At 53.5% G+C, this 17170-nt stretch carries 16 protein-coding genes; 10 read left to right on the top strand and 6 right to left on the bottom strand.

All coding sequences use genetic code 11. The features are described from left to right. Nucleotides 1-148 precede the first annotated feature (148 nt). From ABD949_RS01715 to ABD949_RS01750, 8 genes are all read left to right on the top strand, one after another. Nucleotides 149-1018, top strand: a complete 870-nt coding sequence (locus ABD949_RS01715) for an FAD binding domain-containing protein (protein WP_345239973.1) — start codon at nt 149-151, stop codon at nt 1016-1018. 57 nt (nt 1019-1075) lie between these two features. After that, entirely contained in the window at nt 1076-1579 is a 504-nt protein-coding gene (locus tag ABD949_RS01720) for a (2Fe-2S)-binding protein (protein ID WP_345239974.1), read from the top strand. 26 nt (nt 1580-1605) lie between these two features. Beyond that, nucleotides 1606-3975 (top strand): aerobic carbon-monoxide dehydrogenase large subunit, encoded by a 2370-nt coding sequence (locus tag ABD949_RS01725; RefSeq protein WP_345239976.1) that lies wholly within the window; start codon nt 1606-1608, stop codon nt 3973-3975. An 85-nt stretch (nt 3976-4060) separates the two neighbouring features. Further along, a complete protein-coding gene (locus ABD949_RS01730; RefSeq protein ID WP_345239978.1) occupies nt 4061-4600 on the top strand; it encodes an SRPBCC family protein in 540 nt (179 codons plus the stop codon). After that, on the top strand, nt 4575-5450 hold the full coding sequence (locus ABD949_RS01735; RefSeq protein WP_345239980.1) for an AAA family ATPase: 876 nt from the start codon (nt 4575-4577) through the stop codon (nt 5448-5450). The genes ABD949_RS01730 and ABD949_RS01735 overlap by 26 nt, the downstream gene beginning before the upstream one ends. Then, on the top strand, nt 5422-6564 hold the full coding sequence (locus tag ABD949_RS01740) for a vWA domain-containing protein (RefSeq protein WP_345239982.1): 1143 nt from the start codon (nt 5422-5424) through the stop codon (nt 6562-6564). The genes ABD949_RS01735 and ABD949_RS01740 overlap by 29 nt, the downstream gene beginning before the upstream one ends. Next, nucleotides 6557-7522 (top strand): XdhC family protein, encoded by a 966-nt coding sequence (locus tag ABD949_RS01745; protein ID WP_345239983.1) that lies wholly within the window; start codon nt 6557-6559, stop codon nt 7520-7522. The genes ABD949_RS01740 and ABD949_RS01745 overlap by 8 nt, the downstream gene beginning before the upstream one ends. Next, the gene (locus ABD949_RS01750) at nt 7519-8640 is read left to right on the top strand and encodes an XdhC family protein (RefSeq protein ID WP_345239985.1); all 1122 of its coding nucleotides are present in this window, start codon (nt 7519-7521) and stop codon (nt 8638-8640) included. Before ABD949_RS01745 ends, ABD949_RS01750 begins: the two co-directional genes overlap by 4 nt. Before the next feature lie 125 nt (nt 8641-8765). Here ABD949_RS01750 and ABD949_RS01755 read toward each other — a convergent pair whose 3' ends face one another. The 6 genes from ABD949_RS01755 to ABD949_RS01780 form a co-directional block, all read right to left on the bottom strand. After that, entirely contained in the window at nt 8766-9380 is a 615-nt protein-coding gene (locus ABD949_RS01755) for a hypothetical protein (protein WP_345239987.1), read from the bottom strand. A gap of 82 nt (nt 9381-9462) precedes the next feature. Then, nucleotides 9463-10032: a PIN domain-containing protein gene (locus tag ABD949_RS01760; protein ID WP_345239988.1), complete on the bottom strand. Its 570-nt coding sequence runs from the start codon at nt 10030-10032 to the stop codon at nt 9463-9465. Further along, nucleotides 10029-10478, bottom strand: a complete 450-nt coding sequence (locus ABD949_RS01765; protein ID WP_345239989.1) for a helix-turn-helix domain-containing protein — start codon at nt 10476-10478, stop codon at nt 10029-10031. The genes ABD949_RS01760 and ABD949_RS01765 overlap by 4 nt, the downstream gene beginning before the upstream one ends. A gap of 99 nt (nt 10479-10577) precedes the next feature. Beyond that, a complete protein-coding gene (locus ABD949_RS01770) occupies nt 10578-11597 on the bottom strand; it encodes an alpha/beta hydrolase domain-containing protein (RefSeq protein ID WP_345239990.1) in 1020 nt (339 codons plus the stop codon). Next, complete coding sequence (locus tag ABD949_RS01775) at nt 11598-12632, bottom strand: hypothetical protein (RefSeq protein ID WP_345239991.1); 1035 nt, start codon at nt 12630-12632, stop codon at nt 11598-11600. A 192-nt stretch (nt 12633-12824) separates the two neighbouring features. Further along, complete coding sequence (locus ABD949_RS01780) at nt 12825-14372, bottom strand: T9SS type A sorting domain-containing protein (protein WP_345239993.1); 1548 nt, start codon at nt 14370-14372, stop codon at nt 12825-12827. A 657-nt stretch (nt 14373-15029) separates the two neighbouring features. Between ABD949_RS01780 and ABD949_RS01785 the strand changes: the two genes are divergently transcribed. Next, nucleotides 15030-15701 carry a response regulator gene (locus ABD949_RS01785; protein WP_345239995.1) on the top strand — a complete coding sequence of 224 codons (672 nt, stop codon included), beginning with the start codon at nt 15030-15032 and terminating at the stop codon, nt 15699-15701. 86 nt (nt 15702-15787) lie between these two features. Next, complete coding sequence (locus ABD949_RS01790; protein WP_345239996.1) at nt 15788-17143, top strand: HAMP domain-containing sensor histidine kinase; 1356 nt, start codon at nt 15788-15790, stop codon at nt 17141-17143. Nucleotides 17144-17170 lie beyond the last annotated feature (27 nt).

A 17170-nucleotide genomic window follows, 5' to 3' on the forward strand; every position in this document is an offset into this window, starting at 1 on the left:
CCTATTAACAAATTCATAACCCCCAACGGAAAAGCCTATGCTATAAACCAACCCAGCCCCGGCCCCTGTCTGCTACTTCATTATATGTAGCTGCATTAAATGTTAATACCTGCATTCACTAATCACTTTTCATATTCCTACCTACCACATGATTGCTGCAGAATTCAACTACGAAGCCCCAACCACGCTCGATGAAGCCATTGCGCTGCTTCAGAAGTATGGCGACGAGGCTAAAATCCTCTCGGGTGGGCACAGCCTGATTCCCATGATGAAACTCCGGTTTGCCTCGCCGGAACACATCATCGACATCAACAATATTCCGGGTCTGTCCGACATCACCATTGAGGACCAGACGCTTAAAATCGGGGCGCTGACCCGAGAAGCTCAGTTAGAGCACTCCGACGTGCTGAAACAACACTTTCCGATTTTCGGCGACGTCACCAAACTCATTGCCGACCCGCAGGTACGCAACATGGGTACCCTTGGCGGCAACCTGGCTCATGGTGACGCGGCCAACGACCACCCGGCTGTCATGATGGCCCTTAACGCTACCGTCGTGGCAACCGGTCCCGAAGGCAGCCGCGAGATTCCCATCGACGAGTTTTTCTACGGCTTTTACACCACGGCCCTGCAGCCTGACGATATTCTGACCGAAATCCGGATTCCGCTGCCGGGTCCCGGCACGGGCAGCGCCTACCACAAACTGGAGCGCAAAGTAGGCGATTACGCCACCGCCGGCGTAGCCGTGCAACTGACGCTCGACAGCAACGGCGTGGTTACCTACGCGGGTATCGGCCTGACCAACGTCAACCCCGTACCCTTGCGGGCTGCCCGCTCTGAAGAAGCGCTGCTGGGCAAAACGCTCTCCGACGAGGTCATTGCCGAAGCAGCCCAATATGCATCGGAAGACTGCAACCCCTCATCCGACCTGCGGGGCGACGAAGAATACAAACGCGCTATGGTGGGTGTGCTGGTGAAGCGCATGATTCACAAAGCCGCCGAACGCGCCATGGCATAAAGGTCAGCCCGGCTTTGTATTCAGTCATTCACTCATTCACTCATTCACTAAATACCCATGAAACAAATTACCGTTACCGTAAACGGACAACCCCACACGGCCGAGGTAGAGCCACGGTTGCTGCTGGTCCACTATATCCGGGAAAATCTGAACCTGACGGGCACCCACATTGGCTGCGACACCAGCAGTTGCGGAGCCTGCACCATTCTGCTCGACGGCAAGTCGGTTAAATCCTGCACCGTACTGGCTGTACAGGCAAACGGCAAATCCGTAGCGACGGTCGAAGGCCTTTGCGCACCCGGCGCGGCCCTGCACCCGATTCAGGAAGGCTTTAAGGAGAACCACGGCCTGCACTGCGGCTACTGTACACCCGGCATGATGATGCGGGCCATTGAACTGCTGGAGCAGAACCCCAACCCGACCGAAGAAGAAATCCGCTGGGGTATTTCGGGCAATCTGTGCCGCTGCACGGGCTACAACAACATTGTGAAAGCCATCCAGTACGCCGGAGCCAAAATCCGTGGTGAAGAAACGCCTTCCACCGAACCTCAGTTTGTCTAACTCCGAACGCTTAACCAACTGACATAATGACACAGCAGTGTAAAACCTCGAAAGCAATTGGTGGGATGGGGCATTCCATCAAGCGAAAGGAAGACGTACGATTTGTGCAGGGCAAGGGGAATTATGTAGACGACATCAAGCTCGACGGCATGCTCTACATGGACATTGTCCGGAGCCCTTATGCCTACGCCAAAATCAAGAAAATAGACGCGGAAGCCGCCCTGAAGATACCGGGCGTCGTGGCCGTGGTAACGGGTAAAGACCTGGAGCAGTACAACCTGCACTGGATGCCGACGCTGATGTCGGATACGCAGATGGTGCTGCCGACAGATACCGTTATGTACCAGGCGCAGGAAGTAGCAGCCGTGATTGCCACCAGCCGCTATGCCGCCCGCGACGGTCGCGAAGCCGTACGCGTGGACTACGAGCCGATGAAGCCGGTCATTGACCCGTTCAAGGCACTAGACCCCGACGCACCCGTGCTGCGGACCGACAAACCCGGTAAGACCGACAACCACATCTGGCACTGGGAAGTAGGCGACAAAGCCAAAACCGAAGAGGTATTTGCCAATGCCGAGGTAGTCGTGAAAGAGCAGATGCACATCCCGCGCATTCACGTGGCCTCGATTGAGACCTGCGGCTGCGTGGCCGATTATGACAAGGTGAATAACCACCTGACTATGTACATGACCACGCAGGCTCCCCATGCCATCCGGACGGTGATTGCGCTGGTAGCCGGTCATGTGGGCCTGACGGAAGAGAAAGTGCGGGTCGTGGCGCCGGATATTGGGGGTGGTTTTGGCGGTAAAGTACCCGTGTATCCGGGCTACGTTATTGCCATTGCCGTGTCGTTCCTGGTGGGGAAACCGGTGAAATGGATTGAAGACCGCAGCGAAAACCTGCAGGCTGACTCCTTCGCCCGTGATTACCACATCACCGCCGAAATGGCTGGTACTAAAGAAGGCAAAATCCTGGCGACCCGCTTCAAAGTGCTGGCCGACCACGGCTATACCGATGCCTCGGCCAACCCGTCGAAGTTCCCGACCGGAATGTTCTCCATCGCGACCGGTTCGTACGATTACCATACCGCGTACATGGAAGCCGATGCCATTTACACCAACAAGCCACCGGGCGGGGTTGCCTACCGCTGCTCGTTCCGCGTGACGGAAGCCGTACATGCCATTGAGCGGATGACCGACCGTTTTGCGCTCGAGATCGGCAAAGACCCGGCTCAGCTGCGTTTCGAGAACTTCATCAAAAAAGAAGATTTCCCCTGGCCTTCGCCCACCGGCTGGATTTACGACAGCGGTGATTACGAAGCCGGTCTGCGCAAGGCGATGGACGCAATCGGCTACGACGAACTGCGGAAGGAGCAGGCCGAAAAACGCGCCAACGGTGAACTGATGGGTATTGGTATCTCGACCTTCACGGAAGTGGTCGGGGCCGGTCCGTCGAAGGACTTCGATATCTTGGGCATTAAGATGTTCGATAGCGCCGAGATTCGGGTACACCCCACCGGCAAGGCCATCGCCCGCTTCGGGACCAAATCGCAGGGACAAGGCCACGAAACCACCTACGCCCAGATTATTGCGGAGGAGTTGGGTATCCCCGCCGAAAACATTCAGGTGGAAGAAGGCGATACCGACACCGCGCCCTACGGTCTTGGTACCTACGCCAGCCGGAGTACGCCAACTGCCGGTGCAGCCGCTGCCATAGCTGCCCGTAAACTACGCGACAAAGCCCGTAAAATTGCCGCATACTTACTCGAAGTGAGCGAAGACGACCTGGAGTGGGAGCCGGGCAAGTTCTTCGTGAAAGGTGCGCCCGAAAAGGCCAAAACCATTCAGGAACTGGTGTTTGCGGCCTACACTAATCACCCGCAGGGTATGGAGGCCGGTTTTGAAGCTACCCACTACTACGACCCCCCGAACCTGACGTTCCCGTCCGGTGCGTACATCTGCGTGGTGGACATCGACAAGGAAACAGGCGGTATCAACGTGCGTCGTTTCGTAGCCATTGACGATTGCGGCAACATCATCAACCCGATGATTGTGCAGGGTCAGGTTCATGGTGGCCTCACGCAGGGCATCGCCCCCGCCATGTACGAATCCCTCGTGTACGACGAAGCAGGTAACATCCTGAACGGTACGTTCATGGACTACCTTGTACCCACCGCCGTTGAATCACCGAACTGGGAAACCGGTCACGTGATTACACCCTCACCCCACCACCCCATTGGGGCCAAAGGTGTCGGCGAGTCGCCAACGGTAGGAGCGCCCCCCGCCATCGCCAACGCCATTGTGGATGCTCTATCACCCTACGGCATCACGCACCTGGATATCCCGATTACGCCGTACAAGGTGTGGAAAGCGCTGAAGGAGAAGGGAGCGATTTAAAATTTCGGATTTCGGATTGGGGATTTCGGATTGTCAGAACAGGCACCGCAAATCCCCAATCCGAAATCCCCAATCCGAAATTACTATGACAACAAACCTCACAAAATCATTTGACGTCGAGCAGCCGATTGACCTGGTCTGGGCAACGCTGACCGACCCACCACAGATTGTGGATTGCGTACCGGGCGCATCGCTGACCGAGCAGGTCGACGCAGACAATTACAAAGGCTATGTCGGGCTGAAGTTCGGTCCGGTCAAGGCGGGTTATGATGGCCTGGTTACGTTCGTGGAGCGAGATGCGGTCAACAAAAAGATGGCGCTGAAAGGGATGGGCATCGACAGCAAAGGAAAAGGCAATGCCGAAATGCTGATGAATGCCACCCTGACCGAAGTCAATGGTATGACGCACGTGGAAGCTACCATGGATATCAGCATCACGGGGATGCTGGCGCAGTTCGGGGCGCGGCTCATCAACGACGTATCGAACCAGGTCTTCGACCAGTTTGTTAACAATTTCAAGAAGAAATTGGCTACTGCGGGGATTGAGTCGGGCGAAGCACCCGCCGAAAGTACTGCGGAGGAATCAAAATCCGGTATCGGTGGATTCATTAAAAAACTATTCTGAGATACTTGCGGCTTTAGACCAGCACCAGTACGTCGCCGACGAAGAGTTGGCGACGGCCTTGTTTCTGATGCTCCGGCTTCGTAAACCGCTGCTGCTGGAAGGTCCGCCGGGTGTTGGTAAAACGGAAATTGCGCTGGTGCTGAGCGAGTTGTTAGCTACCCCGCTCATCCGGCTGCAATGCTATGAGGGGCTGGATATTAACTCGGCGGTGTACGAATGGAATTACCAGAAGCAACTGCTCGGTATCAAATTGCAGGAAGGCAGTGGGTTATCGGTGGCCGAAAAAGAGAAGCATATTTTCGGCACCGACTACCTGCTCAAACGCCCGCTTCTGCAGTCGATTACCCACGAAAGCGGGTCGCCGGTGCTGCTGATTGACGAGTTGGACCGCTCCGACGAAGAGTTTGAAGCGTTTCTGCTCGAACTGCTCTCGGCGTTCCAGATTAGTATTCCGGAAATCGGAACGATAAAGGCCACGCATAAGCCGTACATCATTCTGACCTCCAACCGTACCCGCGAGCTGAGCGACGCCCTCAAACGGCGGTGTTTGTACCACTGGATTGACTACCCGTCCCTCGACAAGGAGATGGCAATTATCCGGAAGCGATTACCAGAAATTGAAAGCGAGCTACTAACCCAGGTGGTTGAATTTGTGCAGGAGTTGCGGCAGCGGAAACTGGCCAAAACACCGGGTATTTCGGAGACCATCGACTGGGCCGAGTCCCTGATGGCGCTGGGCTACCGGGAACTGAACCGGAAAGCCATTGAGCAGTCGTTGGGCAGTCTCCTGAAATCGGTGGATGACATCAGAGCGGTAAAAGATGAAGCTGCAAGCGTTCGCCACGAATAGCCTCACCGAGTCCATTGTCGCCTTTGCGCAGTTTGCGCGGAGTCACGGCCTCAACGTGGGTATTCAGGAAACACAAGACGCGCTCGAAGCCGCCAGCCAGTCGCTGCTGAGCACCCGGCAAAGTCTGAAGTATTCGCTGAAGGCCCTATTCTGCACCTCGCCTGACGAGCGGCAGTTATTCGACCGCCTGTTCAGCCTGTATTGGGATACCAACCTCCCGATTGACCTGCGCGAGGAAAAGAACAAAACCACGGTGCAGGGAACGGTTAAGAAAAAGACCAACCACACGCTGGTCATGCTGGGTGCCGGCAAGACCGCCGACTCGCTGGAGGACGCCAAAACGGTATCGGGGGCTAATGAGGTAGAACGGCTCCGGAAAACCGACTTTGCCAAGGTAAGCGAGGTAGACGCGCAGCAACTGGACGACATCGCCCGGAAGCTGTTCAAAGAAATCGCCCTGCGGCTGCGCCGGCGCATGAAGGCCAGCCAGACCGACGGTCAGCTAAACCTGCGCCGGACCATCCGACGCAGCATCAGCTACGGGGGCGAACCGCTGGAACTGTACCGCCGGGCCAGAAAACCGAAGAAGCAACGCTTGATTGTGCTGCTCGACGTGAGCGGTTCGATGGATAAATACAGTTTTTTTCTGCTGCGGTTCATTGTCGCCCTGCGCGAACACTTCCGGCAACTGGAAGCCTTTGTGTTCAGCACGACGCTCATCCGCATCAGCAAAGCCATTCAGCACAACCGGCTGGAAACCGTGCTGGCGCTGCTGAATCAGCAGGCCGATAACTGGTCGGGCGGGACCAAGATAGGTGCCTGTCTGGAGACCTTTTGTGATAAATACGAAAAACGGTTCCTAAACGGCTCCCCCACCGTCATTATCCTGAGCGACGGCCTGGAAACGGGAAGTGTGGAGCACCTGGCCGGGCAGATGCAGCGCATTCACCGCCGGGCCAAACGCGTGGTGTGGCTCAACCCCCTGAAAGGGATGCAGGGCTACGAACCTACGGCACGGGGCATGGCAGCCGCACTGCCGATGATTGATACCTTCAGGTCGGCGCACAACCTGAATAGTTTAGTAGAACTTGAAACCATTTTAGCCCATGCTTGACGAATTCTTAGACCAATATACCCGCCGTCGCCAGCAGAACGAGCTGTTTGCCACGGCAACGGTCGTCTGGCGCGAAGCCCCCAGTTCGGGGCAGGTTGGCAACCGGGCCATCATCACCAGCAACGGTGAGATCTGGGGCTGGGTTGGTGGCGGCTGTAGCAAAGGCATTGTGCTAAAAGAAGCCAGTGCTGCCATGCAGGACGGTGTTGCCCGACTGGTTCGCATCAGACCCGACGCCGAAGAGACGGAAAGGACAGGTGTTAAAGAATACAAGATGACCTGCCAGAGTGGCGGCAGCATCGATATATTTATCGAACCCGTTATGCCTCAGACCCACCTGGTTATCATGGGTAAATCGGCCATTGCTAAAGCGCTGGCGACCATGGCAAAACTCCTCGACTACCGGGTAACCGTAATGGCGATGGGCGTGAACGAAGCCGACTTTGCCGGGGTAGATGACCTTAAAATGGCCTTCAGTTTCGGAAAACTATCGGTCACCCGAAATACGTTTGTGGTCGTAGCCACGCAAGGCGAGCAGGACGAAATGGCCCTGAAAGCCGCCCTGAAAGTGCAATTGCCGTATCTGGCGTTTGTAGCCAGTCGCCGGAAGCGCGATTCCGTATTTGCCTACCTGCGGGCAGCGGGCGTATCAGACAGCGAACTGGACACCGTAAAAGCTCCCGCCGGGTTCGATATAAAAGCGAAGACGCCCGCCGAGGTTGCCATCAGCATTCTGGCGGAGATTATTCAGACCGTCCGGAGTGAACAGACGCAGCCTGCCCCCCCGCAGAATCTGCCGGCTGAGGAGCGGTTTTACAACAATCCAGTTTGCGGGGTGCCGGTCGACAAAACAGCACCGAAACATATTGTTACGTATAAGGGTGAAAACTTCTATTTTTGTTGCGACGGCTGCAAAGTGAAATTTGAGGCCGAACCCGAAAAGTATCTACAGGCATGAAAGAGATAAAAGCCATCATCGACGGCTACGACCACATTGACCACCAGACCACACAAGCGGCCTTAGCGACCGTGGTGCGGGTGGAAGGGTCTTCGTACCGGCGTACGGGTGCCCGGATGCTGGTCATGAGCGACGGCGTCTGGATTGGTGGTATCAGTGGCGGCTGTCTGGAGGGCGACGCTCTCAAACGGGCCCGGCTGGCCATTGCCAAAGCCTCGGCGTCGAAAATCACCTACGATACCACCACCGACGATGAACACCAGATTGGCGTCGGGCTGGGCTGCAACGGCATCATCGATGTGCTGTTTACCCCCCTCGATTTTGCCGATACCAACAATCCCGTTGAAATACTGAAACGCAGCATGAACGAACGGCGCCAAACGCACGTGCTGATTACCGTTACCGGCCTGGAAGGCGACTGGGCATCCGTCAAAGAAGGCGATGTCATTCGCTATACCGGTGCCGATAGCCTCAATACACTGGGTAACCCCAGCATTCAGACGGAACTGGAGGAAAAAATCCAGGCCCGCATCACCAAGGGCGTATCGGCTCCCTACCAGTTTGCCAGCCCGGAGGGGCAGGTGCTGGAAGCGTTTATTGAGATATTAGCCCCCGAAACGCACCTGGTATTGTGGGGGCATCAGTACGATGTATATCCGCTCACGCGGCTGGTGAAGGAGCTTGGCTGGCGGGTCACCATCATAGCCAATCCGCTGAAGGTAAACCGGAAAATTGCCGCGCTGGCCGACGAGGTTGTCCCGCCCGAAAACTACACGGACATCATCTTCGACGAACACACGGCCGTGGTGCTGATGTCGCACGACTACAAAACCGACAAGGCCAACCTGCCTAAAGTGCTGGCGACCAATGTCCCCTACGTTGGTATGCTGGGGCCACGCGTCCGCTCCGAACGCATCTGGTCCGAACTCGCCGAAGAAGGCTACACAATAACCGAAGACGAATACGAGCGCATTCACGCGCCCGTAGGCTTAGATATTGGTGCCGTCTCCCCCGAAGAGATAGCCCTCTCTCTAGCCGCCGAAATCCGCGCCGATTTTTCTAATCGCGACGGTTCATTTCTGCGGTTGCGGCAGAGTCCGATACATGTAAGGGAGTAGTATTGAAAAGGGTGAAAAGCTAATAAGTCTTTTCACCCTTCAATGCAGTCAAAATAACAACGGTTGTTTCCTACCAACAAGTCGTACTTAGGCACTGAGCAGTTATATCTATCTGAGTATTCATTTTAATGCCAGCCATAATATGCTTTAATAGCGTCTGCCAGAAGATTTCCTGCTGTTCCAATCCCAATTGCCCAAGACCCGTCAAGGCTTTTTATAATCATTTTGGATATCCAACCATTTACTTTTTCCCCAAAAGTTCGCCTTTCTTCATTTGGGCTATCCATTTCTAGGAGACTCTTTAACTCCGTGATGTCTTCATCAAGAACATAACTATCTCTCAGCTTTTTTGCTAATGCCTCAAAGTTCCCCTTCTTGGTTTCTATATTGCTAGAAATGTGTGCATTATCTCCCGTATTGATTAATACTCCTTCTGCACCCAACGCTATACCTGAATTATTATCTCCAAATACAGCGTTACCACGCACTGTTATAGAGGGCTGCTTGTCCATTTGTGTTTTCTTATGAACCATTTCTCTCCATATATCAAACCCACCTATCTCTAAAACCAGATAACCAGCTTCATCTAAACGGTACGTATTACCATGTGGAATTATTAACTTATATGCGAGTGCTTTTCGAAAGGCGTCCCGGTACTCACTAGGAGTGTCTTTTGTCAGAGCCACAATAGCATTTTTAGCATCCGATAGAACGTTGGTAATCCATTCTGACTCAGTCATAGCTTCGAATTATATTATCTGATTCAAGTTGCAATATACACCCTTCCGAAAATACCAGCAATGGCCATACATACTGCTAGTTTCACAGCCATTTAGCTAGTTTATCGGCTGTGATTTGCAAACCCACCTTGCGGAGAGAATCAAGAACTTGCCTGTGCGTCAGGGGTGGATTCTTCAAAAAGGAAACTTGTTGCTGAAAGGCGAACAAACCTTTCTCCGGATTTAAGTCCAACAACTCTGCTATAAATTGGTCCGGATGCTGAGCATCCAGGTCAAATTGACGCAGGTACTCACCAGGAAAATCTTTCAGATTAAACGTCACGATGACATCAGCCCCACACCGTATAGCGGCAGCCAGTACATGACAGTCGTCTTCATCCGGTAAGCTAATTGACGGGATGAGAACTTCATAACCGGATATATTGGCATCTGGAAAGGCTTTTTGCATAGCCTCCATGGTCTTCTGGAGTTGCCCTGCTGTGAGGTCGGGCCTGTTTAGCAGCAAATTTCTAGTCCATTCCTCATGGATGCGACCAGTCCATTTAGGAGTGAATAGCTCTACATCAGCTAAATGCAACAAAATATCCCGAATTGGAGCAGGGTAAAGTACACACGCATCCAGCACCGCCACAAACTGCGGGGTAGGAATCATTCGTAGCCAAGATTTAAGTCTTGAGCTTGCTCAGCTAAGAACTGCAGGCTCCTGTTGCGCTGTTCTTTTTGTTTGGCTTCATAGTGGAGTAAATCCTCCAGCCGAATTCTACGATGGCTGCCAACTTTCCGGAAAGGGATTTCTCCGTGTTCAAGCAATTTGACAAGATGTGGCCGTGACACATTCAGCATATCAGCAGCCTGCTGGGTACCGACTTCCGAGTCGGATGGAATTAACGAAATGGCATTACCCGCTGCCATATTCGATAGTATATGAGCCAATAGCCGTAGCGCTTTTCTGGGAATGGTAATCAGTTCTCCACTTTCCTGAATCTGAATCGTCATCCGGTCCGAATTTCGTTTTTCAACGGCCGCTGTGAAGCTATCCAGCGATTCACTGGCTACTTGTTGCTCCTGCAGCGTGGGTTTTTCAACAATAGCTTCCATACGTTTACCTGTTTATACAAATCTACTAAACGAAATAAACGAAACAAGGTTCCCTTAATAACTATTTTAACTCCACTTCTACACCTGCCAAATCTCTATCTACTTCAACACATCACCAGCCTCAGCCTCTTTGATGTATTTCTGCACATCTTCATCGAGCAACAGGCGCTGGCGGGCTAGGTTGCGGGCGCTTTGCCGTACGGCTTTAACATAGCCCCGGTGCGTTTTATAGCGTTCCTGCAGCGACAACCGCGAATCAATGATGCCGGTATTCCTGGTAGCCAATCGTTCGGCTTTCGTCTTCCTGAACGGTATGTACTGACCGGCGGATTCACAACCGTCGTTTTCGCCGTAGCCGTCCCGGCGTAGGGCCCAACCCGTTGTGGTGGCAACAGGGGCTGCCACCGGGGGCAGGCGGATACCCGCTTGTTCGTTACCATCCGGGTCTACTTTTGACACAAAACAAGGGTAGACTGGCCGACCAATTAAACTCGGCGGATAATTCGTCAGGATTCCTTTGTCAAATTGGGGACCGAAGTCGAGCTGGTACCGGGTAGTGATGGTTCCGGTATAGGTAACGCCCGGAATGGTGGGCCAGCCAAGAGCCGCCTGCGGAACAATGCCGGTTGGGGAGCCGGGTTGGGCAACGGCCATGACGGTGGTGCCGTCGGACCGCCGGGGTACCCGACTGGCAGGGGGGTCAATACCGCGGGTCACCCAATCGTCGAGGGCGACAAACAGCGCCCGCAGCACGGGTTCGGCATTGGTGGGGTTCTGCAACTGCTGACATATACCCCGGCTGGTGGCGTTACCCGTGCCGTGCTGAGCGCCGGCGATTAGAAAAAACCGCACATTGTCGGGGTCGGGCAGGTCGTTGCCCTGCAAATCGGTATGCAGCAGCGAGGCCGCTTTCACCCAGTATTCGTTGGCTGAGTTAATCTCAAACACTTTGGGACAGGTGTTGCTGGCCTGACAACGGGCCAGTCGTCCGGCCGTTTTGCCCGTATACGGGTCGGTCAGCACCGGGTACCCGAAGGGGAAAACAGCTTCGGGGTATAAGTGATTCTGCCGGTTACGCTCTGTGCGCGACGGCTGTGCAAACCGGTAATTAATCGCCAATCAGCTACTGCCGCCCAACCAGTTTTCCATGCCGTCGATTACCCGGCGGCCCTGTTCATCGCCGTTGAATCCCAGCGTCTGGAAGTCATTCAGGTAGCGGCCCGGTTGGGATAGGGTATACGAAAATGTGTACTGCACATCGCCGGCTAGCGGGTTCGGGTTCCCAAAATCGTCGGCCGTAGCGTAGCGCAGAAACGACACAAAGTCACGCGTGGCGGCTAACCCCAGTCCTGCGACCAACGGGTCTTTCGCCGTGTAGGTAAATTCGTAAATAGCGCTCTGCCGGAACGGAGTACCCGCCGGCAACAGACGAATTGAACGCTCGTTGACGTACTCCCAGCCATCCGGCGGTATGGTCACAGGGGTGTCGTTCAACCGGTTACGCACCGTCAGGGCAGCCCTGGCCTTATCGAGACTAGCCGCAGGGTAGGCCAGGGTGTAGGACTGCACTCCCTGATTATCAAACACGATGTACTCATACGAGGGCCCGGTTATGGGTGTGCCATCCGGGTTGGTAGCCACGGGCACCGTAATGGTTAGGTTATTGTTGACGGGTGCCGCCGATATATCCCAGCCGTTCCAGACCAGGGTATAGCCCCGGTTCATCAGAAAGCCTTCGCCGGCATCGGCGGCCGTGGTCGGGTCATTGCCGCCCCGGCTGTTATTCAAGCCGCCAAACAGCTTACCGCCCCGGTTATTCACTTCCAGAAAAAGCTTATGGTTGCCACTGCCCAGCCTAACGGGCTTCATAATATAAATATCCATAGCATACTCAACCATACCTCTGGCGTTTCGGGGTGCCAGGACAATATCGGTAATCAGGGCATTTTGCGGATGATTAGGGTCAATTTCGCCATACGCCCGGCCTCGTAGTTTTTCGTAAGCACCCACCGGGCCGAAAACTCTGCCGTCGAACGTTGGCGATTGCCGGCTGGTAATGTCAATGCGGACAATCCGCGCCCAAATGAGCGGGCATATACCGGGAAAACCGGCCCAAAGGGTGAGTATGAGGGCAAAACGTATGCAGATCTGCATTTAATAGTTGTCCGTAAAAAGGAAGAGGGCAAGTTATCTTTTTTTCTCACCTATTTCTAACAGGTTCTAGCTTTCAAACGTAGGGCGCGGTAACAGCCTTTTGCTGCCACCGCGCCCTACGTTTACTTACGGGCCGTTAAGACGTCCCTGTCCACAAATCACTAATTCATCCAACAACGTCACCAGACATTATCAGTTACTCACTTTTAGCAGTCTGAGCTGTTTTCTCTGGTTGCTTTGCTGGACTTCCAACAGGTAAATACCCGGACTGTAGTTATCCCCAAACGTCAACGTCTGATTGGATGGGAGTTGCTCCCGTTGTTCGATCAAGCGCCCCCGCACATCGGTGACCCGCATGGTCATTTGCCCGCCTGACCCGCCGTCTACCTGGATGGTAAATGCACCGGCAGAGGGGTTGGGCATTGCTTTCAGATTCAGTTCAATGGCCTCTTCCGACACATCAGCTACTCGGGCCGGCTTACCCGGCTTCGACTTATCTTTACCTTTGCCCTTAGCATCGAGCGGACAGACCAGATTATTGTACTTATCCAGAGTAGAGGCCAGCTTCAACATGGTGTCTCTGTTTCCGCTGCTCAGGGCTGCGTTCACCTGCGCAATAATCTGTGCCTGGGTAAGCGGGTAATCCACATCGCCATGGTAAGCGTTGAGCAGGGCCGTTGTGGCTGCGCGGAGCAAGGTTTGGGCTGCTCCCACTACACCTGAACCGCCCCCCCCCTGTACTGCCTCAAGTAGGGTGGCGTTGTCAAGGCCGAGGTTATCAGGCACCTCAAACACACTCTCTACGGTCTGCGCCGGTGAGTAGTTGGTGGTTACCCATGAATTTGGGTTGTTTTTCCAGTATCCAGGGCTGCACCCTTCGTTACCGATAGCTTCGCAACGCAGATAGACCGTTGCGGTTGTACCAGTACAGGTGCCGCTCTTGGCAACCAGCACCTGATAATTACCCTCCGTCAGGAAGACAAACGTGGGCGTGCCGGCAATGAGCGTGCCGTTCTCCTGCACCACCGGGCTGCCATTGACGTCCTTGACTAAGGTATACTGATAAGGTGCAGTAATACCGCCTACCTGTACGTTGAAGCTACCATCATTGGCCCCGCAGGTGGGCTGCTTGAGGTTAGCAGGGGTCATAGTAAGTTGCTGCTGAGGCAACTCTACAGTCACACTCCCCGAGCAGGTACCCCCTTTGGCGATGAACACCTGATAGGTCCCCCCCGTCAGGAAGACAAATGTGGGCGTGCCGGCAATGAGCGTGCCGTTCTCCTGCACCACCGGGCTGCCATTGACGTCCTTGACTAAGGTATACTGATAAGGTGCAGTAATACCGCCTACCTGTACGTTGAAGCTACCATCATTGGCCCCGCAGGTGGGCTGCTTGAGGTTAGCAGGGGTCATAGTAAGTTGCTGCTGAGGCAACTCCACGGTCACACTCCCCGAGCAGGTACCCCCTTTGGCGATGAACACCTGATAGGTCCCCCCCGTCAGGAAGACAAATGTGGGCGTGCCGGCAATGAGCGTGCCGTTCTCCTGCACCACCGGGCTGCCATTGACGTCCTTGACTAAGGTATACTGATAAGGTGCAGTAATACCGCCTACCTGTACGTTGAAGCTACCATCATTGGCCCCGCAGGTCGCTGTGTGTATGTTGACCGGAGTCAGGGTAAGGTCACATTGCGCCTGCGCTTCAAGTAAAGAGAACAAGACAAGGACGACTGAAAACATCACAGCACAAAGTCTCCTGCTGTGAAATAGTGGTCCATGCTGAATCCGTTGCCACCCGGACAGGAGTTGCATACAGGTAAAAATTGCCATGTTTTTAGGATTTAGAGATGATAGGTAGAAATTTTAATGTCCCGCAGCATTAGTAAGGACAGGGGGCGAGTTATCACAGAATAGTGTTTTCATAACCAGTAGTTAACCGTTCTGCATAAATATTACACCTGGCGGGAGCAAAAGACAGTCAATTGCCATTACAGCCTAACTGTGAAGGAAATATATAGTAAAATAATTATCTTTTTTAGCATTATTTTTTTCTGCTACACTGGAGCGGCTTGGCACTACCACTAGTGGCTCTGTCCCCAATTTACCGCATCGAAAAATAGATGAAACCCTATGAAAACAGGAGAGAAAGATGGGTATTAGAAGCGATAATCACTTCGGGCGTATTCCTTTTAGGTGACGCGCCGGACGAGGTGTATCAGGCCAGATTAAACCCCGGCCCTACAAACAGGCCTGTCTACGCTACTCTATATACGATGCCAGGGCAGCTAAGGTTACGCAAAGGAGGCTGGCAGACACTTCCCGGTAAAACACAGCCAAAAAATAGTATTTGCTTGATTGTATGCCCACCGAACGTAATATTTACCCAACTTCGTTTTCATGAAAGTGCTGTTAGTTGAAGACGAAGAGCGGGTGGTCTCCTTTATCCGCAAAGGTATTTCGGCCGAAGGCTACGAAGTTGCCGTCGCCTACGACGGACGGACGGGCCTGTCTTTGTTTCGCAAAGATGTTTATGATATCATCATTCTGGATGTCAATCTGCCGCAGATGAACGGCTTTGAGTTGTGCCGGCAGATCCGGGCGGAGAATGAAGATGTGCCCGTGCTGATGCTAACCGCGCTGGATAGTCTGGCTGACAAGGCGGATGGCTTCAACGCCGGCGCAGACGATTACCTGGCCAAACCCTTTGAGTTTCAGGAATTGCTTTTGCGGCTCCGGGCCCTGACCCGCCGGCACGGTCCCAAACAGAAGCAGATACTCCGTCTGGCCGATCTGGAACTGAACCTGGACACCAAAACCGTGACCAGGGCGGGTAAACGCATCGACCTGACCACCCGCGAATACTCCCTGATGGAATACCTGATGCTCAACAAAGGAAAAATCATCTCGCGGGTAGACATCAGCGAACGGGTCTGGAGCCTGAATTTCGATAGCAACACCAACATAATTGACGTATATATCAGCTACCTCCGCAAGAAAATCGATAAAGGTTTTTCGCCTAAATTACTGCATACCATTGTGGGAATGGGATATGTGCTACGGGAAGGATAGATTTGGTTGATTGGTTAACTGGTTGTTTCGAACTAACCACTTATCTAATGAACCACTCAACCAGTTAACCAATTAACCAGCCACACATGCTTATCCGCAATCGCCTGACAATCATTTTTACCTTGCTGGCTACGACCATCCAGGTTACACTGTCGATGCTGGTGTGGTACTTCTATTCGCTCTACCGGCAGGAGGAATTTTACAGCCGGTTGGAGTCAAAAGCCCGTGTGGCTGGACGAGTACTGATTTCCCGGCGGCATCTGCATGACAACTTCTTTAAAAACATGGTGCGCACCGACCTGCTCACCATCGTAGAGGAGCAAATCAGTATTTTCGACAACCAACACAATCTGGTGTTTACCAACCGCAACTTAAAGGAATCAGAGTATTATAAAGAAAAGATACCCCTGCTGGCGACCAATTCCCTGTTTGAATTCAACAGTGGTCATCTCGAATCCATTGTTATACCTTATCAGGATCGAAACCAGCTGTTTTACATTTTTGTCTCGGGCTACGACCGGATCGGATTAGCTAAACTGGGAACACTGCAACAAATTCTGCTGCTGGCTAATCTGCTGGGTTTTGCGTTGACGATGGTGGCCGGTTGGTATTTCTCCGGCCGGGTGCTGAATCCCATTTCCCAGATCGTAGAGGAAGTGGAGCAGATCACCGCTCAGGATCTGCACAAGCGGGTGAACGAAGGCAATCGCCAGGATGAAATTGCCCAACTCGCCATCACCTTCAACCGGATGCTTTTTCGGCTGGAAGATGCCTTTGTTTCCCAACGCAGCTTTGTTTCTCACGCTTCCCACGAACTGCGCACCCCGCTCACCAATACCCTGGGGACGCTGGAGACATCCCTGCGGTACGACAAGAATCCAATCGATTGGCGCGAAAGCATGGAAGTAGCCGTTGACGAACTCAAAAAAGTGATTGCTCTGACGAATGGGCTGCTGGGTTTGGCCAAAGTAACCGACGGTACGGTGGCACTAACGGCCGTTCAGGTAGATGATTGCCTGCTCACGGCCATTGAGCAGGTCCAGGCCAGGTATCCGGGCCGGAACCTGCCCCTTCAGTTTATGGCAGGTGAAGAAGAATCGTTTACGGTGAAAGGCAACGCAACGCTGCTGACCACGGCCTTTTTGAACGTGCTGGATAATGCCTGCAAATATTCCAGCGATGCGGTTTCTATACAACTGCAGGTTAGGGAAGACCAAATTATAATAACCGTAACTGACCGGGGGCGGGGTATTGACGAAACCGATGCGGCCCAAATCCTTGATCCGCTTTTCCGGGGAAAAAACGTAGAGGGGGTCCCTGGCTATGGCATAGGTCTGGCCGTCACGCAGAAAATAATCGATCTGCACCAGGGCACGCTCCAGATCAACTCCGCCGTGAACCAGGGCACCTCGGTTACCATTCGTTTGCCAAACCAGGAGTAACCCTTCTAATGTTTTCTAATTTCACTC

Source organism: Nibrella saemangeumensis, from assembly GCF_039541915.1.
Classification (GTDB): Bacteria; Bacteroidota; Bacteroidia; order Cytophagales; family Spirosomataceae; genus Nibrella; species Nibrella saemangeumensis.